Annotated in this window: 22 protein-coding genes, 1 pseudogene and 1 riboswitch; of the genes and pseudogenes, 2 read left to right on the top strand and 21 right to left on the bottom strand. The window is 35.2% G+C overall.

Annotated elements, in window-relative coordinates:
* Positions 1-51 precede the first annotated feature (51 nt).
* From FHP04_RS10060 to FHP04_RS10015, 10 genes are all read right to left on the bottom strand, one after another.
* Complete coding sequence (locus FHP04_RS10060; RefSeq protein WP_139855976.1) at positions 52-1,710, bottom strand: T9SS type A sorting domain-containing protein; 1,659 nt, start codon at positions 1,708-1,710, stop codon at positions 52-54.
* 221 nt (positions 1,711-1,931) lie between these two features.
* Positions 1,932-2,981, bottom strand: a complete 1,050-nt coding sequence (gene queA / locus FHP04_RS10055; RefSeq protein ID WP_139855975.1) for a tRNA preQ1(34) S-adenosylmethionine ribosyltransferase-isomerase QueA — start codon at positions 2,979-2,981, stop codon at positions 1,932-1,934.
* A gap of 216 nt (positions 2,982-3,197) precedes the next feature.
* On the bottom strand, positions 3,198-4,463 hold the full coding sequence (locus FHP04_RS10050) for a 3-phosphoshikimate 1-carboxyvinyltransferase (protein ID WP_139855974.1): 1,266 nt from the start codon (positions 4,461-4,463) through the stop codon (positions 3,198-3,200).
* Positions 4,463-4,702, bottom strand: a complete 240-nt coding sequence (locus FHP04_RS10045) for a hypothetical protein (RefSeq protein WP_139855973.1) — start codon at positions 4,700-4,702, stop codon at positions 4,463-4,465. The genes FHP04_RS10050 and FHP04_RS10045 overlap by 1 nt, the downstream gene beginning before the upstream one ends.
* Positions 4,703-5,029 carry a nucleotide pyrophosphohydrolase gene (locus FHP04_RS10040; protein ID WP_139855972.1) on the bottom strand — a complete coding sequence of 109 codons (327 nt, stop codon included), beginning with the start codon at positions 5,027-5,029 and terminating at the stop codon, positions 4,703-4,705.
* Positions 5,029-7,047, bottom strand: coding sequence for a transglutaminase domain-containing protein (locus tag FHP04_RS10035; RefSeq protein ID WP_139855971.1), 2,019 nt, complete (start codon positions 7,045-7,047; stop codon positions 5,029-5,031). The genes FHP04_RS10040 and FHP04_RS10035 overlap by 1 nt, the downstream gene beginning before the upstream one ends.
* Positions 7,048-7,060: 13 nt before the next feature.
* Positions 7,061-8,962, bottom strand: coding sequence for a DUF3857 domain-containing protein (locus FHP04_RS10030; protein WP_139855970.1), 1,902 nt, complete (start codon positions 8,960-8,962; stop codon positions 7,061-7,063).
* Between the two features lie 61 nt (positions 8,963-9,023).
* Complete coding sequence (gene dtd / locus FHP04_RS10025) at positions 9,024-9,476, bottom strand: D-aminoacyl-tRNA deacylase (RefSeq protein ID WP_139855969.1); 453 nt, start codon at positions 9,474-9,476, stop codon at positions 9,024-9,026.
* Positions 9,477-9,506: 30 nt separating this feature from the next.
* Positions 9,507-10,460 (bottom strand): ribosome small subunit-dependent GTPase A, encoded by a 954-nt coding sequence (gene rsgA, locus FHP04_RS10020; RefSeq protein WP_139855968.1) that lies wholly within the window; start codon positions 10,458-10,460, stop codon positions 9,507-9,509.
* A gap of 65 nt (positions 10,461-10,525) precedes the next feature.
* Positions 10,526-11,608, bottom strand: coding sequence for a bifunctional 3-deoxy-7-phosphoheptulonate synthase/chorismate mutase type II (locus FHP04_RS10015; protein WP_139855967.1), 1,083 nt, complete (start codon positions 11,606-11,608; stop codon positions 10,526-10,528).
* Positions 11,609-12,020: 412 nt separating this feature from the next.
* Here FHP04_RS10015 and gldA point away from each other — a divergent pair, with 412 nt between their 5' ends.
* A complete protein-coding gene (gene gldA, locus FHP04_RS10010) occupies positions 12,021-12,920 on the top strand; it encodes a gliding motility-associated ABC transporter ATP-binding subunit GldA (RefSeq protein WP_139855966.1) in 900 nt (299 codons plus the stop codon).
* Here gldA and FHP04_RS10005 read toward each other — a convergent pair.
* From FHP04_RS10005 to FHP04_RS09975, 7 genes and pseudogenes are all read right to left on the bottom strand, one after another.
* Positions 12,907-13,656, bottom strand: coding sequence for a head GIN domain-containing protein (locus tag FHP04_RS10005; protein WP_139855965.1), 750 nt, complete (start codon positions 13,654-13,656; stop codon positions 12,907-12,909). The two genes, gldA and FHP04_RS10005, sit on opposite strands and share 14 nt — an antisense overlap.
* A gap of 11 nt (positions 13,657-13,667) precedes the next feature.
* Positions 13,668-14,777: an acyloxyacyl hydrolase gene (locus FHP04_RS10000; RefSeq protein WP_139855964.1), complete on the bottom strand. Its 1,110-nt coding sequence runs from the start codon at positions 14,775-14,777 to the stop codon at positions 13,668-13,670.
* A 129-nt stretch (positions 14,778-14,906) separates the two neighbouring features.
* A complete protein-coding gene (locus FHP04_RS09995; RefSeq protein WP_139855963.1) occupies positions 14,907-15,848 on the bottom strand; it encodes a pyridoxal-phosphate dependent enzyme in 942 nt (313 codons plus the stop codon).
* A 38-nt stretch (positions 15,849-15,886) separates the two neighbouring features.
* Positions 15,887-16,321, bottom strand: coding sequence for an OsmC family protein (locus tag FHP04_RS09990; RefSeq protein WP_139855962.1), 435 nt, complete (start codon positions 16,319-16,321; stop codon positions 15,887-15,889).
* Positions 16,322-16,440: 119 nt separating this feature from the next.
* Positions 16,441-17,520, bottom strand: a pseudogene (locus FHP04_RS09985) (aspartate kinase); the annotation flags it as partial.
* 94 nt (positions 17,521-17,614) lie between these two features.
* Positions 17,615-18,589 carry an alpha/beta fold hydrolase gene (locus FHP04_RS09980; RefSeq protein ID WP_139855960.1) on the bottom strand — a complete coding sequence of 325 codons (975 nt, stop codon included), beginning with the start codon at positions 18,587-18,589 and terminating at the stop codon, positions 17,615-17,617.
* Between the two features lie 29 nt (positions 18,590-18,618).
* Positions 18,619-19,914 carry an O-acetylhomoserine aminocarboxypropyltransferase/cysteine synthase family protein gene (locus FHP04_RS09975; protein WP_139855959.1) on the bottom strand — a complete coding sequence of 432 codons (1,296 nt, stop codon included), beginning with the start codon at positions 19,912-19,914 and terminating at the stop codon, positions 18,619-18,621.
* A 116-nt stretch (positions 19,915-20,030) separates the two neighbouring features.
* Positions 20,031-20,149, bottom strand: a riboswitch (SAM riboswitch).
* Between the two features lie 357 nt (positions 20,150-20,506).
* Between FHP04_RS09975 and metK the strand changes: the two genes are divergently transcribed.
* The gene (gene metK / locus FHP04_RS09970; protein ID WP_139855958.1) at positions 20,507-21,763 is read left to right on the top strand and encodes a methionine adenosyltransferase; all 1,257 of its coding nucleotides are present in this window, start codon (positions 20,507-20,509) and stop codon (positions 21,761-21,763) included.
* Between the two features lie 152 nt (positions 21,764-21,915).
* On the opposite strand, the gene FHP04_RS09965 is transcribed toward metK, so the two are convergent.
* The 4 genes from FHP04_RS09965 to FHP04_RS09950 all read right to left on the bottom strand — a co-directional run bounded on the left by FHP04_RS09965 (position 21,916) and on the right by FHP04_RS09950 (position 26,542).
* Entirely contained in the window at positions 21,916-23,460 is a 1,545-nt protein-coding gene (locus FHP04_RS09965; RefSeq protein WP_139855957.1) for a M20/M25/M40 family metallo-hydrolase, read from the bottom strand.
* A gap of 146 nt (positions 23,461-23,606) precedes the next feature.
* Positions 23,607-24,254 carry a response regulator gene (locus tag FHP04_RS09960; protein ID WP_139855956.1) on the bottom strand — a complete coding sequence of 216 codons (648 nt, stop codon included), beginning with the start codon at positions 24,252-24,254 and terminating at the stop codon, positions 23,607-23,609.
* An 81-nt stretch (positions 24,255-24,335) separates the two neighbouring features.
* A complete protein-coding gene (locus FHP04_RS09955) occupies positions 24,336-26,237 on the bottom strand; it encodes a tetratricopeptide repeat-containing sensor histidine kinase (RefSeq protein WP_139855955.1) in 1,902 nt (633 codons plus the stop codon).
* Positions 26,234-26,542, bottom strand: a complete 309-nt coding sequence (locus FHP04_RS09950) for a hypothetical protein (protein ID WP_139855954.1) — start codon at positions 26,540-26,542, stop codon at positions 26,234-26,236. The genes FHP04_RS09955 and FHP04_RS09950 overlap by 4 nt, the downstream gene beginning before the upstream one ends.
* Positions 26,543-26,642: the final 100 nt, after the last annotated feature.

Here is a 26,642-nt window from a genome sequence, read left to right as displayed (position 1 = left end):
TCTTTTCCAAATTGGAAAAGAGGCTTTTGACTATATAGAAATTAGAGGAGGTTAGTGTTTAATTACAATCTTTTTTGTCATTGAATCGTTGTTGTCCTGGTTTACAAGGTAAAGAAAATAAATACCTTCCGATATATTATCTACTATTATTGTATTCATCGTATTCGATAATGATCCTGAGTTTATTTCTTGCCCTATTACATTAAACAACTGATATCTTAAATTAGGATAGCGATTGTTTAAAACTGTTAACGTAGTACTGGCAGGATTTGGGTAGATTAATAGTTTCCCCAAATCTTCAAAATCAGGTACATTAAGATTGTTTTGTAGAGTTTCTATACTTGTTTGTCCAGATTCAATTGGGTCTAACCAATCAACCAATCTAGTTTCAGGAGTTGTACCGGAATTCCAAGACACACCAAATCTACCATATAAATCGTAGCCGTTATTTGTTTCTAATCCTAAACAAGCTGATTCCCCAGCGTATAGCTGACCTATAATTTTACCGTTCTCATTAAATAATGGTGAACCTGAAGAGCCACTTTCCGTAGTTCCTATTTCCCAACCATTTCCAGACCCTTGAGACCCGCCTCCAATAATCCATGCTTTAGTTCCGTTGGCATCAATTTTTTGAGCCCCAGAATCGTCTCTACAAACTTTCATAATATCACCTTGAGGATGGTGTATCCCTACTTCAAACAATGGGTCGGTATCTAAATTATCCCAACCTGCAAAAGCAACGTCCCAAGAATTTGGAATGTCATCGTATAATTTCACAAGAGCAAAGTCGCTTAAGCTATTGTGGGCTTTTAATTCTGCACCACTTATGGTAAAGTTTGTTTGTATATCACTACTGTCTTCTCCAGTTCCACAAACAGGGTTTGGGCTTACCCAATTAAAACGCACAGTCCAAAAGGAAGGGTCACTATTATCAAGACAATGGTTAGCAGTAAGCAAATAAGGTGTTTTATCGTTTCGGGTGTTATTGATTAATGCAGACGAACATAACAATCCATTTCCAAGATTTAGTAAGGCAACAGATTTTTTTAATAAATCTTTTTTCTGATCGAAGTCATTACCAACTGAACAATTAACATCGTAATTACAATCGCCAGACTCATTTATTCCTCTAGAATTATTGAGCATAGTATTTATTGCAGTCATTCTGTATCCGTGAATCACACTCCTTAATTGAAGTTCAGGTTCTCCTTCTACGTTTGGAGGTTGGTAATATTCTATCCAAAGAATATCTCCTTCAACAAACCAAGTACCTATCCGGCCATCATCACGATTTTGATGACTAGTAAACGTTGAAGTTATATCGGTATGTTCATTATTAAAAAGTTGCAATCTAGAACCTGCAGGTAAATAAAACTTATCGAAATTCACGCTCAAATTTACCGCTTCTGAAGACTGAATCGTTGCCTGCCATATTTTACCTCCATTGGGTAATACAGTCCAAAGACCGTTATGTTGCATATCTAATCTAACAGGAATTTCAATACCATATCGCCAAGGCATGCTTTTATCTTGATCGTTTACCTTGTCTTCTCTATTTATAGTTTCAAAATCTATAGCAGGCAACTCTACTATACTGGGTGTGGATTCCATATTCAATCCCCAACTAACAGGTAGCGGTTCTCCATTACCTTGTGAAAAGGCGTAAAGAAAGGTGAAGCATAAAATGAAGAAAAGAGTAGTTTTTTTCATTCAAATATCCGGTTAGTCTTAAATAGAAGAGACTAAGGTAATTTTTTATTTCCACATTTGAAAACCAAAGACTTACAAATACGCTGTACTAACTTTAATTATTTGCAAAATATTCAAGATATCCCACAATCATGGTGATAGGATTAGGATAATATTTAAAAATTAGGAATAAAAAAAATCCCGATTTTAGGTCGGGATTTTTCTGATATCTTAAACAGTTATTAGATGATTAACATTGCATCACCATAAGAGTAGAAGTTATATTTTTCTTTAATTGCTTCCGCATAAGCTTCTTTAAGGAAATCGTGACCAGCAAAAGCTGCAGCCATCATCATTAAAGTAGATTTTGGAGTGTGGAAATTCGTAATCATCGCATTTGCTATACTGAAATCATAAGGAGGGAAAATAAACTTATTTGTCCATCCACTATATGGATTTAAGCGGAAGTTTGATGAAACAGAACTTTCTAAAGCTCGCATAGCAGTAGTACCTACAGCACAAACACGTTTTTTACGCTCTAGACCTGCATTAACTATATCTGCTGTTTCTTGACTGATACTCATTTCTTCTGAGTCCATTTTGTGCTTAGAAAGGTCTTCAACTTCAACAGAACTAAAAGTACCTAAACCAACGTGTAAAGTAACTTCAGCCATATTCACACCCTTAATTTCTAAACGCTTTAAAAGGTGTTTTGAAAAGTGTAATCCTGCAGTTGGAGCAGCAACAGCACCCTCAACTTTTGCGAATATCGTTTGGTAACGCTCAGCATCTTCTGGCTCAACTTCTCTCTTTATGTATTTTGGAAGTGGTGTTTCCCCTAATTCAGTTAATTTATTTCTGAATTCTTCATAAGATCCGTCAAAAAGAAAACGAAGTGTTCTACCGCGACTTGTAGTATTATCAATAACTTCAGCTACAAGAGTTTCATCATCACCGAAATAAAGTTTATTTCCAATTCTAATCTTTCTAGCTGGATCTACTAAAACATCCCAAAGACGCGTTTCTGAATTTAATTCTCTAAGAAGAAAAACTTCAATACGCGCTCCTGTTTTTTCTTTATTCCCGAATAATCTCGCTGGGAATACTTTAGTGTTATTTGTTACTAACACATCGTCTTCCTCAAAATAATCGATTAAATCTTTAAATAATTTATGCTCAATAGTTCTCGCTTTTCTGTCGAGTACCATCAATCTAGATTCGTCACGGTTTTCTGCAGGATATTCTGCTAATAATTCTGGTGGAAGTTCAAAATTGTAATGTGATAGTTTCATTCCCATAATGCGTCTTGTCTTAAGGTTTTTAAAAGGTTGCAAATATACAACCTCAAGATAGGCGTTGTCAAGTAATTAGCACTTTATTTTGATTACACCCTATGTTTGCTAGGCTTGCAGAGAGTCGTAAAAAGGTTTATTTGTTAAATGATTGCCAATATTATGGGTGCTAAAAAATCTAAAATTTTTATTTAGCAAGAAAACTTCAAATGCCATTTATGGAATTAAAGCTAAATCAATTCCAAATTTTTGTAAGTCATTCCAAAAATTTGGGTAAGATTTTGATACAACCTCTGCATTATTAATTGTGAGATTAGTCTTTAAAAATAATGGTGCAAATGCCATCGCCATTCTATGGTCTTGATAGGTTTCTATTACAGCATTCGTTTTTATTGAAGTAGCACGCTTTAGTGTTAATGAGTTTTCATCTACTTCTACTGTTGCACCTAACTTTTCTAGCTCAGTTTTTAAGGCTAAAAGTCTATCTGTTTCTTTGATTTTTAAGGTGTGTAGTCCTGTTAGTTTACAAGCAATTCCCAATCCAAAACAGCTTACCGAAATTGTTTGAGCTAAATCTGGGGTGTTTGATAAATCGAAGCTTAAACAATCTGGCAATCGAGTTTCAATTTTCGAAATTGTTATAGATTTCTCTACATCATTAAATACGGTTTTAACGCCCAATGCGCGATAAATTTCATCCAAAGCTGCATCGCCTTGTATACTGCCTTGTATATAACTCTTTAAAACTATCTTATTTATAGCATTTACCCCCGAAAGTGCAACTAAGCTATAAAAATATGAAGCAGAGCTCCAATCAGATTCTACAACTAGAGATATATCTTGAATGTTTTTTGTTGAAGAAATAGTTATTTCATTTTTGTTGAATTGGGCCTTTACACCTATTCTCGTCATCAATGAAAGTGTCATTTCTATATAAGGAAGTGAAGTGGTTTTTCCTTCTAATTTAACATTCAATCCATTTTGAAGCATGGGCGCCACCAGCATTAATGCCGATATATACTGACTGCTAACGTTAGATTGAATTGACACATTGGTTTTCTGAAGATTTCTTCCTTTAATCTTTAAAGGAGGAAAACCATCATTTTTAAGATATTCTATCTCAGCCCCTATGCTTCTAAGCGCATCTACAAGAATTGCTATAGGGCGTTCTTGCATTCGCTTACTTCCGGTGAGTGTGATTTCGGCACCTTCTTTTACAGCAAAATAAGCTGTAAGAAATCTCATTGCCGTACCTGCATGATGTACATCTACTTCTCCATTACCAACTTGAAGTCCTTTTTTAAGCACCTCAGTATCGTCACTATCTGAGAGATTTTCAATTGAAATATTATGAAACTGCGCTTGAAGAATCAACAATCTATTCGATTCGCTTTTAGAGCCACTAATATTAATTTCAACAGAATTATTACTCGTCTGTATGCCGCGAGTGTGAAAACTTCCTGATTCTAGGACAGCCTTCATTATCTTTGTTCTTTCTCTTTAATCTTTGCTCTAAATTTTCCGAAGGTTACAAAGAAACCATACACAAAGCCCGCACCGAGAAGTGTAAGCATAAACACCAACGGATTTCTTTCGGTAAAATAAGCCATGTCAAAACCTTCTATTGCCCACTTAATTAAAGCAAACAAAATAGCAAAGGACACTGCTAATGATATTACCGATTTCCAAAAACCTTTGGTGTTTATTACTTTCTTAAACATTTACTTTAATTTTTCGTTGTTGTGGTGCCTATCGTGATCGCGCTTTGTCTTAATATCTAGTTTTTTATTAAAAGCTTCTTCAAGATTTACGCCTGTTTGATTTGCAAGACAAAGCACTACAAAAATAACATCTGCTAGCTCCTCGCCCAAGTCTTTATTTTTATCGCTTTCCTTTTCGCTTTGCTCCCCATATCGACGGGCAATAATTCTAGCTACTTCCCCTACCTCTTCAGTAAGTTGAGCCATATTAGTAAGCTCGTTAAAATAACGAACACCATGTTCTTTTATCCAAACATCTACTGCTTTTTGTGCGTTTTTTATATCCATTATGCTTTTGAAAGTACTACTTTTTCGTTTTCTTTTGCTATTAAAAGTTCAAAGAATTTTTTTAAGTTCCCATAATCTTCCGCTGCGATATACGATTGATTTATTGCAAATTCAACCGATAGCTGAAGTTTGTTTCCTGCCTGTGAAATTAAATAACGATAAGTGCCTTGGTTTTCACCTAAATTATAAACCACATTTTCAGGTAGCGACTCAACATTATAACCTTCTGGCAGCGATATAGTAACAATATATCTATCCTTAATCGGATATCCAAAATCTATTGGATACAAGCGAGTTTCAGTTTTAAAAGGAGTTTCTTCTGTAGCTAAAAATACCATAGGCGAAAAATAAAGTTTTCCTGCAACATCTTCTACTAAGTCCATAGCTTCAAAATCGTATTTTAGAGATACCGGAGCACCAGGGGAAGCTAAATTTTCGAACTCTAAGTTAGCTAATTCTGCTGGAGTTAAATCTTTTTCTATTTTTTTTCGCTGTGCATCTTCATTTAAACTTTTAAAATCTGAGCGGTATTTAAATGCATAATTTCCAGTAAATCTACTTTGGTTTTTTCCAGTAAGCATTAAATCTGGAGTAATTTCAGCAGCTATCATCGTACTTTTTACAGCAGGAATCATCGAGCTTAACGATACCCAACTCGAAGTTCCATCTTTCTTTACAACACGACCTTTCCAATTTTGAATACTAGACTTTAAAACACCTATTTCAGCATCTTTATTTGTCGCATCTAACAATAATATTCCTTGAGGAAGTTGTACCCCAGCAATTACATAGTTAAAACCATTACGCGTAGGAAAAAGTGGAATTCCATGTGATTTTGTACTAACCAACACTGGATTGGCTTCCAAATTCGCGTGGCGAAGCATAGCCACCAACATTAGATTAATATCGGCTGCATTTCCTGAGCCCTTTTTATAAGCATCTCTAACTCCTTCATTGGTATAATAACCATTGTAGCCATTCCAAGTCATTTTATTTAATACGAAAGAAAAAATACGTCCAATTTTTTCTTCAGAAGAACTAACCCCTTGAAGAATATTGTTTAAGTCTTTTTCAAAATAGTTTTTACGTTCTAATTCAGCTCCAAATAAATCTACTCTATATATACTTTTTGAAACATCTTCCCAATTTGTAGCATAGGTTTTTAACGGCGAACCAGGAAAGTCTATGTAACTCATCTCAAACTGTAAGGCTGTGGTGTAATTGTTTAAGTTACCTACAAACGCTTCTTCTTTTAAAGCAGGTACATTATCGATATCTACACTGTATGTATCTTCTTTAAACTTTACCTCACGAGTGGTAGTCTCAGGAATTCCACTACCACTTAATGGTCTTAAATCTCTAGTTGTTTGACGGAATGTGATAGATCTTTCTCTAGTAACTTTATCTACTTTATATGGCACCCACCCTCTTTGGTGTGTTTTATAAATGAAATATTCTGGAGTTTTGAAAACCATATTCACCTTCTCTATCGGAATTGTTTCCTGAAATCTAAACTCATCTATATTAAAAATAAATGGTGAATTAATAGTGTATTTATACTCTATTACAGCACCTTCGCGAACAGCTGGCATTGTGATTTTTGTCTGAGTTAGGTACTTAGAAGTTTCTTCTTCAAAAATTCCATCTTTTCGAAGTTTTTCGTCTTGAACCTTTCCATTTTCGTCCAAGTAATACGTGTTTCCTCTCAGTCCTAGCAGTTTGTCTTCCCCTTCACCCTTGTACAAATTAATTTCGGCGTTTGCCCAATCAAAACCTTCTTTGTTGTAAATCTTTACTCTTTCGAAGTAATCGGTAACCATATACCATCCGGAATCTTGATTGTATTGAAATTCGGTTTTTACTTCTCGATACAACACTGCAGCGTTTGCAGAAGGATCTGTAGGGTGTTCTTTTTGAAGTAATTCTTCTTTAGAAACCTTTCCAAATCTATAGTCTTGCGCTACTGAAATATTCAAAAAGCACATAGTAATTATTACTGAAAGTAGATTAGTTTTCATAAGTGGTAGTTAGTTATTGAACGTTTTGTTTTAAAAGAATTTTGGTTTTATCAAGCCTCGCAATAGATCTTAAAAAATCACGATATTCTTCATATTCATTTGGAGGATACTCTCCTTCTTCAATACGAAGCTTTCGACTGTATATTAATTTATTTTCATCGGTTTCATTGAAGCTAACTTCGTATTTCCCAAATTTGGTTTCCAAAGCCAAATCTTCTGGCAGGCCGTCAATGCTGAAATTTTCTGGAAGAGCTACTTCAACAGTATCCACATCAACAAATCCGTGACGGATAAATAGGTTTTGTTTCCTATCATCAATTCGTGGAGGTATGTATTTATTTTGATTGAAAATATTTGGACAAAAGAGAAAATCTTCTCCAACTGGGTTGGCATAATTTGGAACTGAAACTTCAATATTTTCAGTAAAAATCACTTCTTCTCTATCATTTTTAAATTTAATGTCATCTACAGTAAACCCATTTACATAACTCCATCTCTTTTTGTAAAATCTATCTATATCTTCTTGTTTTTGTTTTGGAAGAAGATACTTGCTGTCGTATTGCATCCCTTCAGAAACACCTTTAAAATGCGCAGTAACATTCCCTTGAGCATCTACTGTAAGATTAGTGAAGTTGGTCTGTAAGTTTTCTTGAGTTGTATACGTTTTGGTACGAGTAACTTTTCCTCCTTCAGGAGTCATTATTAATACATCTCGATTATCTGTAAAATCTCCTAAATAACCATAAGGTGTATCTTGACTTGTGCATTCTAACCAAGTATAACCATCATCTTTAGGAATGGCGAGTATAGCGTGATTAAACCAAGGCGTGGCAAAGTTTTCTTCAATCTCCATTATGTTCTCCCCTGCATTTACTAAGGTATAATATGAAGGCACACCTACCACTTCAAGAAGAGATTTTGTATACATCGTCAGCGCTTTACAATCGCCATAACTTAACTTATCTACATCCGAAGCAGGCATAGGTTTCCATCCACCAATACCTATTTGAATGCTTACATAACGAACTTTATCTTGTACAAATTGGTATATTTTTCTTGCTTTTCCTTCGTTTGTAGTTTCGTTTGCTACTAAACTTCTAACCTTTGCTTTTGTTCCTTCGGGAAGATCACTTACATCGGCAAGGAGCTTATTATCCAACCAACTACCAAATTTTTGCCAGTTCTCACTTGTTCCGGCTGTACCTTTTAATTTAAAATTTTGCAACGCAACCATAACGTGAGGCAATATGCTTCTACTCGATGGGCTGTGTTCTTCCAGGCGAACTGCCTTCAAGTTCACAGCTGTAAAAGTAAGTTCGTTGTCGGTATCTGAAATTGAAATATCAAAATCTTCAATATTTCTTGCGCTGTAGTTTGGCTTATTTAATGGATTGTATTTAATCGTAAACACACTCTTTTGAGTGCTTTCAGCATATCCACCTAAGGGTTGCCAAGGCTGTATAAAAGCAGAGTCGCCACTTTCGGCTTCACTTTCATAAACTACTATATAAGGGTAGGTAGTAGGCGTGTAATTTAAATAAAGCACACGGTCGTCACTATAAATACTTATCCCAGTTCGACTTACATCGTTAAAATCTTTCTTTTTAAAACTGGCAATTTCTTTCCCAAAAGCGTTGTATATCCAAACTCTAATGTTTTTTACCTTAGAATTGTCGTCGTAGTATTCATAAAGGTTGGTATCGCCATTGCCCATTTTATTTAAAACGGCAATAACACGGCGCTTCGTTGTTTTAACTGTATTAATATTAGTAACATCTAAGGCAACACTCTCGTCTATTAACACACTATTAGAATATTCCAACAATTCCTTATTAATAGAGGCTATTGAAAAATCGTTTTGGGCGAATGTTATAGCTGTGCAAAGAAGTAATACAAGGCAGGTAATTTTTTTCATAATCGGCTTTACAGCGGACCAATATATGAAACTTATAAAAGTTAAAAAAAGGTTAAAGGAATTATTCTCTGTTTTTTGAATCAATCCAAATTGTAACAGGCCCGTCGTTTATTAAACAAATATCCATCATCGCGCCGAAACTTCCAGTTTTAACACTCTTATTAGTGATATTTTCTAACTGCAGAATAAATTCTTCATACAGGGGAATTGCAATTTCGGGCCTAGCTGCTTTTATAAACGATGGGCGGTTTCCTTTTTTTGTACTTGCGTGAAGTGTAAATTGGCTTACTACTAAACACTCACCTTCAACATCTTGCACAGAGAGATTCATAGCGTCGTTTTCATCCGAAAAAATCCTCATTTTAGCTATTTTACCAGCCAACCAATCTATGTCTTCTTGAGTATCCTCAGCTTCTATTCCTATTAAAATAAGCAAACCTTGATTGATTTCAGAATAAATTTTTCCTTCAATGGTAACTGATGCTTTTTTAACCCTTTGAATTAATGCACGCATTATGATTTAATACTTTTTGTAATTGAATATTTACTTTTCGTTGTTATAAATATCTTTTCGGAAGTGTTCTTCTTCGCCTTCTAAAATTTGCAGATAACTTTTATATCGAGACCAGGCTATTTCCTCTGTTTCTAATGCCTCTTTTACAGCACAATGGGGTTCTTCTAAGTGAAGACAGTTGTTAAACTTGCAATGCTCTTTTAATTCAAAAAACTCGGGAAAGTAGTCTCCTAATTCTTCTTTATCAATTTCTACCACACCAAAGCCTTTAATGCCGGGAGTATCAATAATCTGCCCGCCAAAAGAAAGGTCGAACATTTCAGCAAAAGTTGTAGTATGTTGTCCTTGTAAGTGCTGTTCAGAAATTTTTGAAGTTTTTAAATCTAATCCAGGCTCAATTGCATTTACCAAAGTAGACTTCCCAACACCACTATGCCCTGAAAACATTGTTACCTTGTCTTTCATTATGGCTTTTACCTTATCGATATTCTTGCCTGTAGTGGCTGAAATACCAATACATTCGTAACCAATATTTCGATATACTGCTGCTAGGTATTTTATTTCAAGCAATTCGTCTTCGTTGTACGTATCAACTTTATTAAAAAGAAGTACAGCGTTAATATGATAAGCTTCTGCCGTAACTAAAAATCGATCTATAAAAGTGGTAAACGTTGGTGGGTTGTTAAGGGTTATTAGTAAAAACGCAACATCGATATTTGATGCAATAATGTGTGTTTGCTTTGAAAGGTTAACCGATTTACGAATGATATAGTTTTCACGCTCTTCAATATGCTTTATCACACCTACCGTTTCATCTCCTTTGTTATCCACATCAAACAATACGTGATCGCCTACCGCTACAGGGTTTGTGCTTTTTATCCCGCCAATGCGAAATTTCCCTTTAATACGACAATCGTAAAAAGTACCATCTTCTGCCTTAACAGAATACCAACTTCCGGTAGATTTATAAACTATGCCTTTCATTATAATTCATTGATTCAATGTTTAGTATTCAAGATTTACGAAAATACTCAATAATTTTTACGACTCTATTCATTAATCACCTTTTTCTGATGGTTAATAGATTCTTGATGAATAGCTTTATATATTTTTAAAATAAATTCTTCACTAAGGTTGTTTTCTTCTCCTTCTAAAATCATTTTTCCTAAAATCTCATTCCATCGCTTTGTTTGCAGAATGGCTACATTGTTTTTCTTTTTCAACAAGCCAATTTTATCGGCAATTCTCATACGATTCCCTAGAGAATCGATTAATTGACGGTCTATTACATCTATTTGTGTACGTAGTGTTGCTAGCTTGTTGTTAAACTCAACGGCATCACCTTCTTGTTTTCGAATTCTAAGATCGACCGTCATCTTATCTAAGGTTGCTGGCGTAATCTGTTGTGCAGCATCACTCCAAGCATTATCAGGGTCGTAATGCGTTTCAACCATTAAGCCATCGTAGTTTAAATCTAAAGCTGTTTGGCAAAGTTCAAAAATGATATCCCTTCGTCCTGCAATATGCGAAGGATCTAATATTAAGGGTAAATCTGGAAATTTATTTTGAAGGTCAATAGGGATTTGCCATTCGGGATTGTTTCTATAGCGAGTTTTCTCATAAGTTGAAAATCCACGATGAATTACCCCAAGTTTCTTTACGTCTGATGCGTAAAATCGCTCAACAGCGCCTAACCATAAGGCTAAGTCTGGGTTAACGGGATTCTTTACCAAAACAATTTTATCGGTTCCTTTTAAAGCATCAGCAATTTCCTGAACAATAAAAGGTGAAACAGTTGTTCTTGCTCCTACCCAAAGTATATCTACATCGTGTTTTAACGCTAGATCTACGTGATTGGCATTTGCTACCTCGGTAGCAGTTATTAAACCTGTTTCTTGTTTTGCCTTTTGAAGCCACTTTAATCCTAAAGCGCCAACGCCTTCAAAGTTTCCAGGTCTTGTACGAGGCTTCCAAATTCCTGCACGTAATACCGTGGCGTCAGTTTGTTTTAACTGATGCGCTATTTTCAAAACTTGTTCTTCTGTTTCTGCACTACAAGGTCCTGCAATCACCAAAGGATGAGAGAGCTCCATAGCGCTCAACCAATTGCGCAATGATTTAGTGTTTTCCATATACTAAACTTTAAATTCTAATAGGGTTTTTGTACCTCCAAACAAAACATTTGCAAAGTAAACACATTACAATGTTTTAAAGATAATTAGCCACCTATAATATTAGTTATCTTGATATTAAACTGTTATTATTTCTTTTAAACAAAAAAAGTCCCAGAAATTTTCCGGGACTTTAAATGTTTTATAATACAATTAACTACACAACCATCCCGCTCCTATTTTATAAAATAGAATTGCCAAAGGTTATTGAAGTTAAAAATCGTATTCATCTTGTAATAATATTGTGCTAAGATAAACATTTATGTATTGTTAAAAAGTCTTAATTTGCCATTTTATTAAACTCTTTGAAAATTTCTACAATCTAAAAAGTTTAAATGCGTTCATTGTGTAACTTTGCTCAACTTATTTCAATATGTCTATTAAAGTAGAAAATATAACCAAAACCTACGGCGAACAAAAAGCGCTGAACAATGTTACATTTTCAGTAGAAAAAGGTGAAATTGTTGGTTTTCTTGGCCCTAATGGTGCTGGAAAATCTACAATGATGAAGATTTTAACCACCTATCTTCCTGCTTCGGAAGGTGTTGCAATTGTAAATGATTTTGAAGTATCTAAAGACGATATTTCGGTTAAAAAGAGTGTAGGATACTTGCCTGAGCACAACCCTCTTTATTTAGATATGTACGTTAGGGAATACCTTCTTTTTAATGCAGGTATATATAATATTCCAAAATCTCAAGTTGAAAGTGTTATTGAAAAAACCGGGCTTACCCCTGAAGCAAATAAAAAAATTGGACAACTTTCAAAAGGATACAGACAACGTGTTGGATTAGCAAATGCACTGCTTCACGATCCAGATGTTTTAATACTTGACGAACCTACAACCGGTTTAGACCCTAACCAGTTGATTGAAATACGTCAGCTAATTAAAAACGTTGGAGAACATAAAACAGTGCTGCTTTCTACCCATATTATGCAGGAAGTGGAAGCTATTTGCGACCGTGTGATTATTATAAATAAAGGAGAAATTGTTTTAGACAAGAAACTCGCCGACCTTAAAAAGAACAAGCAACAAATTATTGAAGTAGAATTCGACTATCGTGTTGAAGATGTTGCCTTACAACAACTTCCCAAAATTGATAAGGTTGAGAACTCTATAGGTTTTGTATATCAGCTATACTTCAATACCGAACAAGATATGCGAGGAAAAGTTTTTGATTTTGCGCACGACAATGGCTTAAAAATCCTTCAACTGCATCAGAAAAACACAACCTTAGAAAAGCTGTTTACCGAACTTACTACTCAAAAATAAGTCTACCACGATATAACTCTTCAACTTCCACTACAGGAGGTTTATTTTTAGATATAATATCGCCTAAACCGACAATTTTTCCTTTAATTGATTGTTGAGGGTTTACCACCATCGGTCCCGTACTTCGGTGATATACATTTAAATTTTGAACTACTAAGTCTTCTGAATAAATTCTACAATCACTAGCATATAATCCAAAACTAGCATTTGTAGCTTTTCCACTTAAGTAAAACTTAGAAAGCCCATTTGCCGAAACTGTTAGGTTTTCTACCTCTAGATTAATTTTAAAATCGCCATTCGTATGATACTCATCTTCCATCCCAAAATCTTCCGAAAGCAAACTCAATTTGGGATATCTCAAAACACCAATGCTCTCAGTTAAATACCCCGTACTACTGCGAATTTCAGTAAGATTTGGAGAGGTTACAAATATTTTTGTCAGGCCGTAATCTCGAACTAGATTACAGGAATTGTGATTATAAATTTTGAGCACACCATCCACAACTGAAACCTCAACATCGCTTAACAAGTTTTCACCTGTTTCCACCACAACTTTTTGCTCTTCCCCTTGCTGTACGATAAGTTTTGCTCGCTGAGCAACTAGAACTTTGGTAAACTCGGGAACACCAACTTCAGTTTGTATTATATCTCCAGCGGTTTGCATACAGTCCCAACCAGAATCTGAATTGCAACTAACCGTTAGTAACACTATTAATAGATATGCTATTTTCTTCATTTTTTTCGTACTTAAAGCCTATACCCAATTCCAAATTCAACAGCTTCGGCCTTTGCCCAATGTGCGTGCAATGTTATTGCCGCAAACACCTTATCGTCAAAGAAATATCGTTTTAATCCTAATCGATTATAAACCCTATTTTCAAACTCATAAGGCCAGTAAACATAATACCCTAACTGACTTACAAAAGCAACTTTATTAAAACGCCATTCGTGACCAATAAAAGCCCCAACACGCTTATAATCTTCATCCCCAGACAGGCCGTCTTCAGGATAGGCTATTGAACGATATTTAATCAATTCTTTTAAAAACATTGAAAAGTAAATATCAACACCTGCTGTAAAGGTGCTTTTATAATTAATCCTTTTATCTACGAATGCTGAAATTACATAGAAAGGCTCCTGACCTAAACCTATTACATCACTTTCGTTTATACCAGTTCTAAAAGCAAGGTTATATTTGAATTTTTCGGCATAAGTTCTACTAAGGGAATCTTCTTTTTTAATATACTTGGGAAATTCTTTGTAATCTAATTGATAGCTCAAACCTGCGTTTAATGCAAAGGTGTTGGTACTATTATTAGGTGCTTTTAAATTTGCATTACTGTAGTGAATGAGTGTGAAACCTGCGTGGAAACCTAGACCTTTCCAAATATTTTCACGCACAAAATTTCCTTTCAAAAAAGTTGAACTTAGCAAATGGCTTCCGTAGGCACTGTTGTTATAGTTTGTATCGGGGTTAAAAGGATCTGAGGCATAAGCAACTCCTTGTCCTACACGTAACATTAAATGTCTGTTTAAAAAATACCAATTAAAATGGCCGTAAACACCTACAGCTTTGCCTAAAAATTCGTTGTGAAGATTTTGATGCGCTAACGTAAACCCCCAGTCTGGATAGTTATATCTACGCTCCCATTCATTAAAACCATAAGTTTTTCGATTAAAAGAAAGTATAAAACCCGTGGGATGACCCGTAATTACATGCTGAATATCGGAATTGTGTTCTAAAATAGTTCCGTAGAAAAAATCCGCTTCTAAGGAAACAGGCTTCAACTCTTTTTCTTGAGAAAAAAATGGAAGACTAATTAAAAGAACAGTAAATTTTAAAAGAAAATGCTTCATATTTTTTTTATCGGCGATAAAGATAAACTAAACTATAAACATTGAATTAGAGCATTTCTTTTCTTTTTCTCGCTTCTACCTTTACCGTTCACCCCTAAGCTTTTACAGAATATTAATTTGAAATAAAATTTAGAATGGTAAATTTTTTAAATCCACATTTCCCCCTGAAATAATAATTCCAATTTTCTTATTCTGAAATCTTTGTCTCTCGCGAAGCAGAGCAGCTAAAGCCACAGCACTAGAAGGTTCTACAACAATTTTTAAACGCTCCCAAATGAGTTTCATTGCTGAATTTATTTCGGTTTCTTCAACTCTGATTATTTCTGAAACCAAATTTTTAATAATACGAAAATTAACATCCCCAAGAGATGTTTTAAGTCCGTCGGCGATGGTGTTTGTGGTTTTGTTGGACTCTATTTTTCCTGTTTGAAGACTTCGGAAAGCATCATCTACTTCAAAAGGTTCTCCACCAATTGTTTTACAATTCTTTCCGAAATATTTTACTGCAACAGAAGCACCTGCAATTAATCCTCCGCCCCCAACTGGCGCAAACAGATAATCTAAATTCGGATGCGTTTTTAACAATTCTAAAGCTGATGTCGCATTCCCGAGGATTACATTTTTATCGTTTGAAGGATGGATAAAAGTTGCCGCAGTTTCATTTTGAATCCTCTCCGCTTCCTGCTCTCTGGCCATTGGTGTTGATTCAGATTCTGTGATGATTCCGCCATAACCTTTAACGGCCTCCTTTTTCACTTGGGGTGCGTTTTTAGGCATTACAATATATGCTTTAACTCCCAAGTTTTTTGCAGCTAAGGACAAAGCTTGTGCAAAATTTCCTGATGAATGCGTTACAACTCCTGCCCTTCTCTGAGCTTCAGAAAGCTGAAGGATAGCGTTTACGGCACCACGCATTTTAAATGCACCCATTCGCTGAAAATTTTCACATTTGAAATATATTTCAGCACCTGAAAATTCATTTAAAAAAGAAGATTTTAACACAGGTGTATTGTGAACGTATGGCTTCACACGTTCATAAGCCTCTTCTACTTCACGCTGAGATGGAATCATTTAAATGGAAATTAGATATAACCTAATACAAGTTTAGCTTAACCCTCTAGAATATTTAAATTCTTTCCATTTAACTCAATGCTATAAGTCACTTTTACCGAAGCCTCCATAGTTATTGAAACTGAACAATATTTCTCGAAGCTTAATTTTGCTGCGCGAACTGCTTTAGCTTCATCAATATCACCTTCCAAATAAAGTGTTACGTGAATAGCTTTAAATGGTTTTGCCTCACGAACTTCTTCGCGTTGACCTTCTACTTCCATTTTATAAGAAGTAATTTCTTGTCTTTGTTTTTTTAATATTGAAATAACATCAATGGCACTACATCCTCCAACACCCATTAATAAAAGTTCCATAGGACTAGCTCCTTTGGAAGCCTCATCTGTTTTGTTGTCTATATAAACCGGAACTCCAGAATTTCCTTTTGCTTCAAATAAAAACTTATCGTTTTTACGCTCTAAATTTACTTTCATAATTATAAGTTTTCTTTTATTACTAATGCTTAAAACGGTAAGAAAAAACGCCTAGTACCATTTTTGTGTTTTTAGTTTTAGGTCTAGCTTCTTACAACGCAGCCGTCTTAAATCTTTTTTTAATCTTTATCACTTATTCTCAAAATATCTCCAAAAACACCACGAGCAGTAACAGCTGCACCAGCTCCGGCGCCTTGAATTACAATTGGATTATCACCGTAACTCTCTGTGTATATTTCAAAAATTGAATCGCTTCCTTTTAAAGCACCTAACATGCTATTTTTAGAAACACTTACTAAACTTACATTTAAAAGAGCTCCCGTTTCCTTAGACAAATCGCCGTGCAAATCTGCTACATATCGAAAAACAAAGTCCTTGGACTGGTTTTTCTTTTTAATTTGAAACGGAACATCCAACTCTTTCAATCTTCCCAAAAACTCTTCTTTTGAAACGTTCCGTAAATCCTTAGGAATTAAATTCTGAATTGTAATATCTTTCAATTCATTGTGCAAATCCAATTCACGCGCCAAGATAAGCAATTTCCTTCCAACGTCATTACCACAAAGGTCTTCCCTCGGGTCAGGCTCAGTATATCCTTTATCAATTGCCGATCTTAAAACTGAACTAAAAGTTCTATCAGACTCTGAAAACGTGTTGAATATATAACTTAAGGAACCAGAAAACACACCTCGAATACGAGTGATATTTTCTCCTGAAAGATGTAATAGTTTGATGGTATCTATCAATGGAAGTCCAGCTCCAACATTTGTTTCATATAAATAATGACGCTTTTTTGCAGTTAACTTTTTTCGAAGATTTTGGTAAAACTTCAAGTTTAAAGTATTGGCAATCTTATTTGAAGATACCAAGTGAAAACCATTTACAACAAAGGTTTCATAATTATGCACAAATTCAGCATCAGCCGTGTTATCAACTAAAATCAGATTTTGAAGATTGTGGTTTTTTGCAAAGGAAGTAACATCCTCTACGCAAAATTTTTGTCCAAATTCCTGTTTTTCTTCCAACCAGTTTTCATTTAAACCCTTTTGCTTAATCAAAACTGTTTTTGAATTTGCAACTGCGAAAATATTCAAATCTAAATCGCGCCTTCTAGATATTTCTTCCTTAGAGGATATGATTTGGTCTATTAAATGGCGACCAACATTGCCATGTCCGAAAATGGCAATATTTATTTTCTTCTTTTTTATATTATTTAAATCTATAAGGTTCGACACCTCGTTATCTAATATTTGAATGCTCATAATTTTTTGTTTTATTAATTTCTTGCCTGTTTTACAGCAAGTCTTCTGAATTAAAGATGGGGTTCAGAATTTCCGCCAATTGTTCGTATTCTATTAAAAAAGCATCGTGTCCGTGAATAGAATTTATTTCAGAAAAATGCACTTTACTTTTTTTAGTTTTTAATAAAGAATACGTCTGTTTTATTTCTTCATTTAAATAAAATCCGTCGCTATCTATTCCAACCAAATGAATACCTCCTTCAATTGTTGAAGCTAATTGTAAAAACTCATCTTCAGATTGTAAACCGCCAGTCATCAATAAATGATTCATCAACTTATAGGCTTGTAAATGAAAGCGGTTTTGCAACGTATTACCGTGATGAAGCAACCAACTTTCTACATTATACAATGGAGCAATTTCATTTAAACTTCTATTAAATTTTTGTTTAAGAGACTGTGGAGTTCTGTAAAATGTCATCGCGTGAATGCGTGCATCGTGAACAGGATTTTCTGAATTATTTAATAGTTGCTTTTGCACTCTGCATTGTGCAATTACCCAATCGGTAGCTTTCCAATCGGTAGCAATAGGGATTAACTTCTGAAATAATGCAGGTTTTAAAACTGCCATTTGCCATAAAATACTTCCTCCTAATGAACCTCCGATTCCAGCAAATACTGATGAAATTTTAAGTTGTTCTAATCCGTTTATAAACCAATTAGCAACATCGTAGTTTGTGATGACTTCATAATTTTTAATGAGATAACCGTCGTATCCATTCCCTGGAATATTGAATGAAAGAATGGTGTATTTATTAGTATTTATACATTTTTCAGGACCAATTAAAGCTTTCCACCAACCGTTTTCACCACATACATTACTGTTTCCTGTTAGCGCGTGAGTTACCAAAACAATTGGAGCTGAGCCTAATTCCCTCCCAAAAACCTCATAGGTTAAGGGAAGGTTCTTTAAGCACAAACCGCTTTGTGTGGTGTATTCTTTTATTTTTAGCTGTGTGATTTGAGACATTATCTTAGCTGTAAGAAGATTATTTTTATTTAAACCAATTGCTCTTTAAAAACTTCCTGAAACGCTTGTTCTAAATCAGCTTTTAAATCTTCTATATTTTCCAATCCCACGGAAAGTCTAATTAAATCTTGAGACACCCCAGATGAGGCTTGGTCTACTTCATTTAGTTGTTGGTGAGTGGTACTTGCAGGATGTATAATTAAAGATTTTGTATCGCCAATATTTGCTAAAAGTGAAAAAACTTTTACGCTATCAACTACTTTTTTAGCACTTTCATATCCGCCTTCTACACCAAAAGTTACAAGTCCGCTTTGCCCTTCTGGAAGATACCTTTGAGCTAAATTATAATACTTGTTATCTTCCAAACCTGGGTAATTTACCCAAGCTACTTCCTTTCTATTTTGTAACCATTTCGCAAAATTCAGTGCATTTTCACTGTGTTTTTTTATTCTGATTTCTAAGGTTTCTAATCCTTGTAAAATTTGAAAAGCGCTAAACGGACTTAAAGCTGCACCAAAATCGCGAAGACCTTCCAGGCGAACCTTGGCAATAAAAGCAGCTTCTTTTAAAACATCAGCGTAAATCAATCCGTGGTATCCTGCAGATGGCTCAGTAAATTCAGGGAATTTACCATTAGTCCAATCAAAATTCCCAGCGTCGATTATAACCCCTCCGAGAGTTGTCCCGTTTCCGTTTATGTATTTTGTAAGTGAATGGATTACAATGTTTGCTCCGTATTCAATAGGTCGCAATAAGGCTGGGGAAGCAACGGTATTATCAACAATCAACGGGATTTTATTCTCTTTTGCTTCAGCGGCAATAGCTTCTATATCAAGAACATCTAATTTGGGATTTCCAATCGATTCGATAAATATAACTCTCGTATTTTCCTTAACGGCATTTCCAAAATTTTCAGGATTAGAAGCATCTACAAAAGTTGTTGTAATGCCTAACCGCGTTAAAGTAACATTCAGCAAGTTGAAAGTTCCGCCATACAAACTGCTAGATGCTACTATATGATCGCCAGCACGAAGCAGCGTCAACAATGCTGTTGATACAGCAGCTGCACCAGAAGCTGTTGTAACTGCACCAATACCGCCTTCCAAAGCTGCTAATCGTTTTTCCAATACATCGCAAGTTGGGTTGTTAAGACGAGAATAAATATATCCTGCATCGGAGAGATTAAAAAGATTCGCCGCATGGTCTGTATCTCTAAAAACGTAGCTGGAGGTTTGGTAAATTGGGACTGCTCTAGTTCCACCATTTGCGGTTACGTCGTGTCCTGCGTGCAACAAATTTGTTGCGAAATTGTGTTTTGTACTCATTTTTCTAATTTTTTGAGTTAATAAATAGATTAAACCAATCCCGAAATAAATTCGGGACAATAGAAAAATGTTAAAAAGAATAAATGAAAAGCAGCTTCAGAAAAGAAACTGACTTATCGTTATCTATCATCAATCCTAATAATTCAGGATAGTTGTAGAATGTAGCACCTTCATTCCGGAGAAAGGGTTGCTAAGGCGTCATAGGGTCTATTCCCTCGGCCTTTCTTGATAACATTTCAATAAAAGTTTGAACTTTGTGTGTGCAAATATAGGGTCGGAAAAAATTAATAACCTAATTTTTTGTCAAAAATTTTTAAAACAAATCTTCAGTTCATTTTAATTCTATACTTTTGCAGCAGATAATTTAAGAGGAAAGATTTGACTGATTGCAACCTCCCTAAAAAATGCTAAAGGCAGTGAGAACTTCCCAAGGTCGCGACCCGTCAAATCTTTTTTTAAATAAATGACTTAAGACTATAAAATATAGGACTTTAGGCTATTCACATAAATGTATGTCATAAGCCATTAGGCAAGTCTTAAAACATTTTATTCTAGGTCGTTTTTAATGTTTTTTAAAAATTTAATACAGATTATGGCTTATTTATTTACATCAGAAAGCGTTTCTGAAGGACATCCAGACAAAGTTGCAGATCAAATTAGTGATGCGCTTTTAGATAATTTTTTAGCTTTCGACCCAGAAAGTAAAGTTGCTTGTGAAACCTTAGTTACCACCGGTCAGGTTGTTCTTGCTGGAGAAGTAAAAAGCAATACTTATCTAGATGTACAAACGATTGCCCGTGATGTAATTAATAAAATTGGTTACACTAAAGGCGCGTATCAATTTAGTGGGGATTCATGTGGGGTAATTTCATTAATTCACGAACAATCTCAAGATATTAACCAAGGTGTAGATCGCGAAAATAAAGAGGAACAAGGTGCTGGAGACCAAGGAATGATGTTTGGCTATGCTACCAAAGAAACAGAGAATTATATGCCTTTGGCATTGGATATCTCACACAAAATAATGTATGAATTGGCAGCGCTTAGAAGAGAAGAGGACGAAATAAAGTATTTGCGTCCCGATTCAAAAAGCCAGGTTACAATTGAATACAGCGATGACAATATTCCACAAAAAATTGTTACAATTGTTGTTTCTACACAGCACGACGACTTTGATGAGGACGACAAGGTTATGCTTAAAAAAATTGAAAATGACGTAAAGAAAATTCTTATTCCTCGCGTTAAGAAGCAATTCCCTGAGCACGTTCAAAAATTATTTAACGATGATATTACTTATCATATTAATCCAACTGGAAAATTCGTGATTGGTGGACCACACGGAGATACAGGCTTAACAGGAAGAAAAATAATCGTTGATACTTACGGTGGAAAAGGTGCTCACGGTGGTGGTGCTTTTAGCGGAAAAGACCCAAGTAAAGTTGATAGAAGTGCAGCTTATGCGGCCAGACATATTGCTAAAAACCTTGTTGCTGCAGGTGTAGCTGATGAGATTTTGGTACAGGTAAGTTATGCTATTGGTGTAGTAGAACCTACTTCAATTTTAGTAAACACTTACAACTCTAAAAACGTAAATCTTACTGATGGTGAGATTGCTAAAGAAGTGGCAAAGATTTTTGACATGCGCCCAGCTGCAATTGAAAAAAGATTAAAACTTAGAGAGCCTATTTATTCTGAAACGGCTGCTTATGGACATATGGGAAGAACTCCTCAAACCATCACTAAAACTTTTGAAAGCCCATACAACGGAAAAGTAGAAAAAGAAGTTGAGCTTTTCACTTGGGAAAAATTGGAATATGTCGATAAAGTAAAAAAAGCTTTTAACATTTAACAAAGTCAGGTTGAGCTCTTCGACTTGGCTCAGGATAAACTAAAGTCGAAACCTATTACATTTATAGTTCTCAATTCTATAAAAATAAAAAAATCCCAAATTCCAATTGAATACTTTGGAATATGGGATTTTTTACTTGGTGCATTTAAGGTTTACATTCCTCCTTTTCTTTCTGGAGTTCTTGGCGTAGGCCACTTTTGTTGCTCGCCAGTTCGTTTATTAATTGGAAGGTTTATTTGCTCTCTAGAGGTAAACTCTGGATCTTCCGAAGCTTTATAAGCCATGATTGCAGCTAGAATAGCATTGTGTTGCACATCGTCAAAAACAATTTTATCGTAGGTATCTAAGTTGGTGTGCCAAGTATAGTTCCAATAACTCCAGCTTAAAGAGCTCAAATTAAAAGCAGGTGCACCCGCAGCTACAAAACTAGCATTGTCTGAACCTCCACTTGACGGCCATCCTGGAAAAGTTGTTTCAATATGCTTGCTAATAGTGTCTGGTACTGCAGCTAACCAACGGGAAATATAATCGTAAGAGTGTAAGAATCCTGCTCCGTTAATTTTAACAGCTCTCCCTGTACCGTTATCTTGATTAAAAGCTGCTTGCATATTTTTTACGATTTCTGGATTATCAGCAACAAAGGCAGAAGATCCGTTTAGTCCTTGCTCTTCACTTCCCCAATGCCCAGCTAGAATTGTGCGTTTAGGATTTGGGTACACTTTTTTCAAAATACGCATTGCTTCCATCATTACAAGAGTTCCAGTACCGTTGTCTGTAGCACCTGTTCCTCCATCCCACGAATCAAAATGAGCAGAAAGAATTACATATTCGTCGGGCTTTTCAGTTCCTTTAATTTCAGCAATAGTGTTGAAAGCAGGAGCTACACCTAAGTCTTTAGATTGTGCTATTATATTTATTTTAGGTTTATCACCATGCTCAACCATTCTATATAACATAGTGTAATCCTCCAATTGAATATCTACAGTTGGTATTTTCTTAGTACGCGCCGAAAAAATTTTGTTAGCGCCAAAACCTTTAGACCAATAGCTATCTATAATTCCAGCTGCACCTGCATCTTCTAATGCAGAAATAATACTTCTTCGGTTGTAACCAGTTCTACTAATATTTTCATTCCAAGCCTTAGTTTGAGCTTCTCTTTCATTTTTCATTTTTTCAAAAGACTCTGGAGTTGCCCATTCTTCCCAGTTGTAATCAGGTCTTCCTGTGCTCTGTTTCATTGCAATCATCACAAACTTACCTTTTGCATTAGGAAGCCATTTTTGAAATGATATAGAATCTTTTACTTCTGGAAGAATAATACATTCAGCAGTAACACCTTTTTTTGATGTTCCAGGATTCCAAGCTAATTGAGTTCCGTTTAAAGATTGTACTCTAGGGTGAACCATATCTATATGAGTAATACCTCGCTCCCAAGCTTTCCATTCACCATACTGTTGATTCTCGGCAGATATTCCCCAAGATTTGTACTTTGCAACCGCCCAATCGTGTGCTTTTTGCATTTGTGGGGTTCCCACCAATCGCGGACCAATGTCGTCCATTAATTCGTGACCAAGAGTTTCTAGTTGTGAGTTTTCGTAAGCCTCCTTTAAAATGTTATCAATTACAGGATCTTTCTCTTGTGCAGAGATTGTAAAGGTTGCCGACATTAAAAAGGCAAGCGTCAATAGTTTTTTCATAATGAGGGGTTTGTGTTCGGTATCAAATTTTAAATGTAAAAGCTAAAACTACAATATATTTTATATTAAGAAAAGTTTTACAAACAAACCACAGAAATAGAAAATGCCCGATTCTAAGTATTAAATGATAGGGAAGGTCTAAAGTATTAAATAATATTGTGGTTTCTCGCTTTTTGGACAGCTTCAATCTTACTGTGTACCTGAAGTTTTTTGTAGATATTTTCAATATGTTTTCGCACAGTGCTAGGCGATAAAAAAAGATGCTCTGCAATTACAGTATAAGTCAAACCCTTACTTAATTGATCTAAAACCTCAACCTCACGAGCGGACAAGGAGATTTGTTCTTTATCTCTTAGGTTTTGAATATCGATAGGATTTCGAAGTAGTTTTAGAGTTTTCATAGCTATAGAAGGAGTCATAGCTGCACCTCCATTTAGTGTTTCAAAAATACCTTCGTATAAATCTTTGGGGTTAATTTCTTTCAGCAAATATCCATCGGCACCTGCTTTTATAGCGTTGAAAATATGTTCGTCATTGTCAAAGGCAGTTAGCATAATTATTTTGATATGCGGATATTTCTGCTTTACCATTTGGGTGGTCTCTATACCGTTTAAAACAGGCATTTCAATATCCATCAATATTAAATCGAGATTGTGGTTTTCCTGTAGTTTTGTAAGCAGCTCACTGCCATTTAACGAGGTGTGCTTCACCGAAACATCTTCAAAAAAAGATAATTTTTCCTTTATGGCATGAATAAGGAAGGAGTTATCGTCAACAATAGCGAGTTTCAACATTATATTTTCGGTTAGTCGTTTAAAGATAATGAATTTAGCTCAAAAAAGACAACCGTAAAATAGGGCATTTGCCGTATTAATTTATCCTTCTGTAAATGGTTTTGCCAACCTCAGCAAAATAGAAGTTCCATTTTTAGAGGTTTGAACTTCAAGTGTACCATCAATCTCCCGGGCGCGTTTTTTCATATTATTAAGGCCGTTGCCCATATCGATTGTCTCGAGATTAAATCCTTTGCCGTTATCGGCAATCTCAATTTGGTACTGCTCACCTTCTTTTGAAATATTTACCTCGATTTCGTCGGCAAGGGCATATTTCAATGAATTGTTTACCGCCTCTTGAATGATTCTGTAAATATTCATTCCTTCAACAGACGAGAACACATGTGTTTCGTCAACACTTTCTTCAATGTTAAATGAGAACTCGGTATTTTCCGATGCATTTTTTGCTTGCTCAATAAAGTTTGCTATTCGCGCTTGTAAATCCTCAAAAGTTATTCTCTCTTTGTTCATCGCCCAAATGGTATCGCGGAGTTCATAAATGGTCTGGGAGGTAAAGACGCTAATAGCGCTAAGTTTGTTGCCAAGTTTTTCACCAATATCTGTAAAGCCGAATTTTAGGTTGTCAATACTAGATATGATGAAAGTGAGCTGTGCTCCAATATTGTCGTGAAGGTCTCGAGAAATACGCAAACGCTGTTCTTGCAGTTTATTCTGGGTTTCAATTTTTGCCAAAGCCGTTTTTAACTCACTTTCCTTTTGAAGTTGGTGGTTTTTAAGTTTCTGCTGATTATAGAGTAAATAGCCCAGCAGCCCGAGAACCAAAGCTAGGCCGAGACTGCCGAAAATAAAAGTATTTTTTCGGCGTACCTCCATTTCCTTTTCTGCTAGTTGGGCACGTTGTTGTAGAATTTCATTTTGCTTTTTTTCGGCATCATATTTTACCTCCATTTCTTGCAACGTCTCCATATTGGATTTACTTAAAACACTATCCTTAAAGGCTACATATTTTTTATAATATTCAAAGGATGGTCCAATTTCTTTTTTAGCTGCATAGTAATCTGAATAATTTAGCAGGGACATCTCAATGTCCTCGGCGGTTTGACTTTGTCTCGCGAATTGATAGGCCGAATCCAAATAAACCTCAATCTCGTTCAATTCATTTTTGTCAAGCAAAACTTGAACAATATTGTTATAACTAGCACTTACTCCCGAAAAATTACCGATGGATTTTTCAATCATTGCAGATTTTTTAAAGTAATGCACCGCAGAATCTATCCTTCCAAGGTAATAATAGGCACCCCCAATATTGTTGACCGATTCAGCCATTCCTTTTTTATCATCCAAGGATTTCTCAATCGCAAAAGATTGTTTAAAATATAAAAGCGCCTCTTCGAATCGACCTTCAGATGCATGGATAATCGCTAAATTGTTTTTTGCTTCTGAAATACCTTTTTTGTCAGCAATTTTTTTGAAAAATATAAGCGCTTTTTCGTGATACTCTACGGCTTTTTCATTCATTTGTAACATGCTATAGACCATCCCTATATTATTATTCACCGTGGCCTGCTCTTTTTCTAAGCCCATCTTTTCGTAAATCCTATCGGCATAAATATAGTTTTCAAGAGCGTCTTCGTAATTGCCCAGTTTTCTATTTATTACCCCTAAGTTGTTTTGTGCCGAAGCTCTCACGAGAGAATCTGGACTGGCTTCGAAAGCCTCTTTAGACAATGACATCGCTAGTTCCAAAGCCCCCAAATCTCGCTGTACAATTCCTAGATTATTTTTAGTTTTTGCTATTTCAGGAATATACCTACCATCTTGGGCTAATCGTAATGCTTGATTTAAAATCTTTACAGCTTCCTGAGGGGATTGTTTATAGATTGAGATAGCATAATCGTTAAGACTATCGATTTTTTTTGGTTGCGCAAATAAGTTAGCTTCAATAAGTATTAAACCAACGAAGCAAAATAAAAATCTAATCATATTTTTAAAGTTATTTCGGGCTGAATAATTAAAGCCTGCTCTAAATTATGAATTAAAAAATTATAATTATCCAATTTTTTTGCCCGAAGATCAAGTTGGCTACTATGTAGCTCAATAGCTATATTTATTTTCTCCTTAATTTGTGAATGTATTTGCATAGCCATTTTGCGAACAATATAGTGCCACCATAACATTCCTGAAATAATTAGGGTAAGAATGGCAATAAAAAGAATTGTAAAATCTATTTCCATAGGATTTTTAATAAATAAAGATATATCTTCTTTTGAATCAAACGTATAGGGCATCCGCCTTATTTGCCATGTTCAAAATAATTTAACCCCATGGATTCCCATGGGGTTTCAAAACCTTGAACGCTCCTCACCTCGTCCGTGGTTAAAAAAAGTT

Origin of the sequence: Aequorivita sinensis, from assembly GCF_006346335.1 — a bacterium.
Classification (GTDB): domain Bacteria; phylum Bacteroidota; class Bacteroidia; order Flavobacteriales; family Flavobacteriaceae; genus Aequorivita; species Aequorivita sinensis.
Note: the sequence above shows the minus strand (reverse complement) of the source record. Positions and strands in the feature narration are given on the sequence as shown.

What these genes read in the sequence shown, in the direction of transcription:
- FHP04_RS10060 (WP_139855976.1), bottom strand. Translation starts at nt 1,710, where the DNA reads ATGAAAAAAACTACTCTTTTCTTCATTTTATGCTTCACCTTTCTTTAC.
- queA (WP_139855975.1), bottom strand. Translation starts at nt 2,981, where the DNA reads ATGAAACTATCACATTACAATTTTGAACTTCCACCAGAATTATTAGCA.
- FHP04_RS10050 (WP_139855974.1), bottom strand. Translation starts at nt 4,463, where the DNA reads ATGAAGGCTGTCCTAGAATCAGGAAGTTTTCACACTCGCGGCATACAG.
- FHP04_RS10045 (WP_139855973.1), bottom strand. Translation starts at nt 4,702, where the DNA reads ATGTTTAAGAAAGTAATAAACACCAAAGGTTTTTGGAAATCGGTAATA.
- FHP04_RS10040 (WP_139855972.1), bottom strand. Translation starts at nt 5,029, where the DNA reads ATGGATATAAAAAACGCACAAAAAGCAGTAGATGTTTGGATAAAAGAA.
- FHP04_RS10035 (WP_139855971.1), bottom strand. Translation starts at nt 7,047, where the DNA reads ATGAAAACTAATCTACTTTCAGTAATAATTACTATGTGCTTTTTGAAT.
- FHP04_RS10030 (WP_139855970.1), bottom strand. Translation starts at nt 8,962, where the DNA reads ATGAAAAAAATTACCTGCCTTGTATTACTTCTTTGCACAGCTATAACA.
- dtd (WP_139855969.1), bottom strand. Translation starts at nt 9,476, where the DNA reads ATGCGTGCATTAATTCAAAGGGTTAAAAAAGCATCAGTTACCATTGAA.
- rsgA (WP_139855968.1), bottom strand. Translation starts at nt 10,460, where the DNA reads ATGAAAGGCATAGTTTATAAATCTACCGGAAGTTGGTATTCTGTTAAG.
- FHP04_RS10015 (WP_139855967.1), bottom strand. Translation starts at nt 11,608, where the DNA reads ATGGAAAACACTAAATCATTGCGCAATTGGTTGAGCGCTATGGAGCTC.
- gldA (WP_139855966.1), top strand. Translation starts at nt 12,021, where the DNA reads ATGTCTATTAAAGTAGAAAATATAACCAAAACCTACGGCGAACAAAAA.
- FHP04_RS10005 (WP_139855965.1), bottom strand. Translation starts at nt 13,656, where the DNA reads ATGAAGAAAATAGCATATCTATTAATAGTGTTACTAACGGTTAGTTGC.
- FHP04_RS10000 (WP_139855964.1), bottom strand. Translation starts at nt 14,777, where the DNA reads ATGAAGCATTTTCTTTTAAAATTTACTGTTCTTTTAATTAGTCTTCCA.
- FHP04_RS09995 (WP_139855963.1), bottom strand. Translation starts at nt 15,848, where the DNA reads ATGATTCCATCTCAGCGTGAAGTAGAAGAGGCTTATGAACGTGTGAAG.
- FHP04_RS09990 (WP_139855962.1), bottom strand. Translation starts at nt 16,321, where the DNA reads ATGAAAGTAAATTTAGAGCGTAAAAACGATAAGTTTTTATTTGAAGCA.
- FHP04_RS09980 (WP_139855960.1), bottom strand. Translation starts at nt 18,589, where the DNA reads ATGTCTCAAATCACACAGCTAAAAATAAAAGAATACACCACACAAAGC.
- FHP04_RS09975 (WP_139855959.1), bottom strand. Translation starts at nt 19,914, where the DNA reads ATGAGTACAAAACACAATTTCGCAACAAATTTGTTGCACGCAGGACAC.
- metK (WP_139855958.1), top strand. Translation starts at nt 20,507, where the DNA reads ATGGCTTATTTATTTACATCAGAAAGCGTTTCTGAAGGACATCCAGAC.
- FHP04_RS09965 (WP_139855957.1), bottom strand. Translation starts at nt 23,460, where the DNA reads ATGAAAAAACTATTGACGCTTGCCTTTTTAATGTCGGCAACCTTTACA.
- FHP04_RS09960 (WP_139855956.1), bottom strand. Translation starts at nt 24,254, where the DNA reads ATGTTGAAACTCGCTATTGTTGACGATAACTCCTTCCTTATTCATGCC.
- FHP04_RS09955 (WP_139855955.1), bottom strand. Translation starts at nt 26,237, where the DNA reads ATGATTAGATTTTTATTTTGCTTCGTTGGTTTAATACTTATTGAAGCT.
- FHP04_RS09950 (WP_139855954.1), bottom strand. Translation starts at nt 26,542, where the DNA reads ATGCCCTATACGTTTGATTCAAAAGAAGATATATCTTTATTTATTAAA.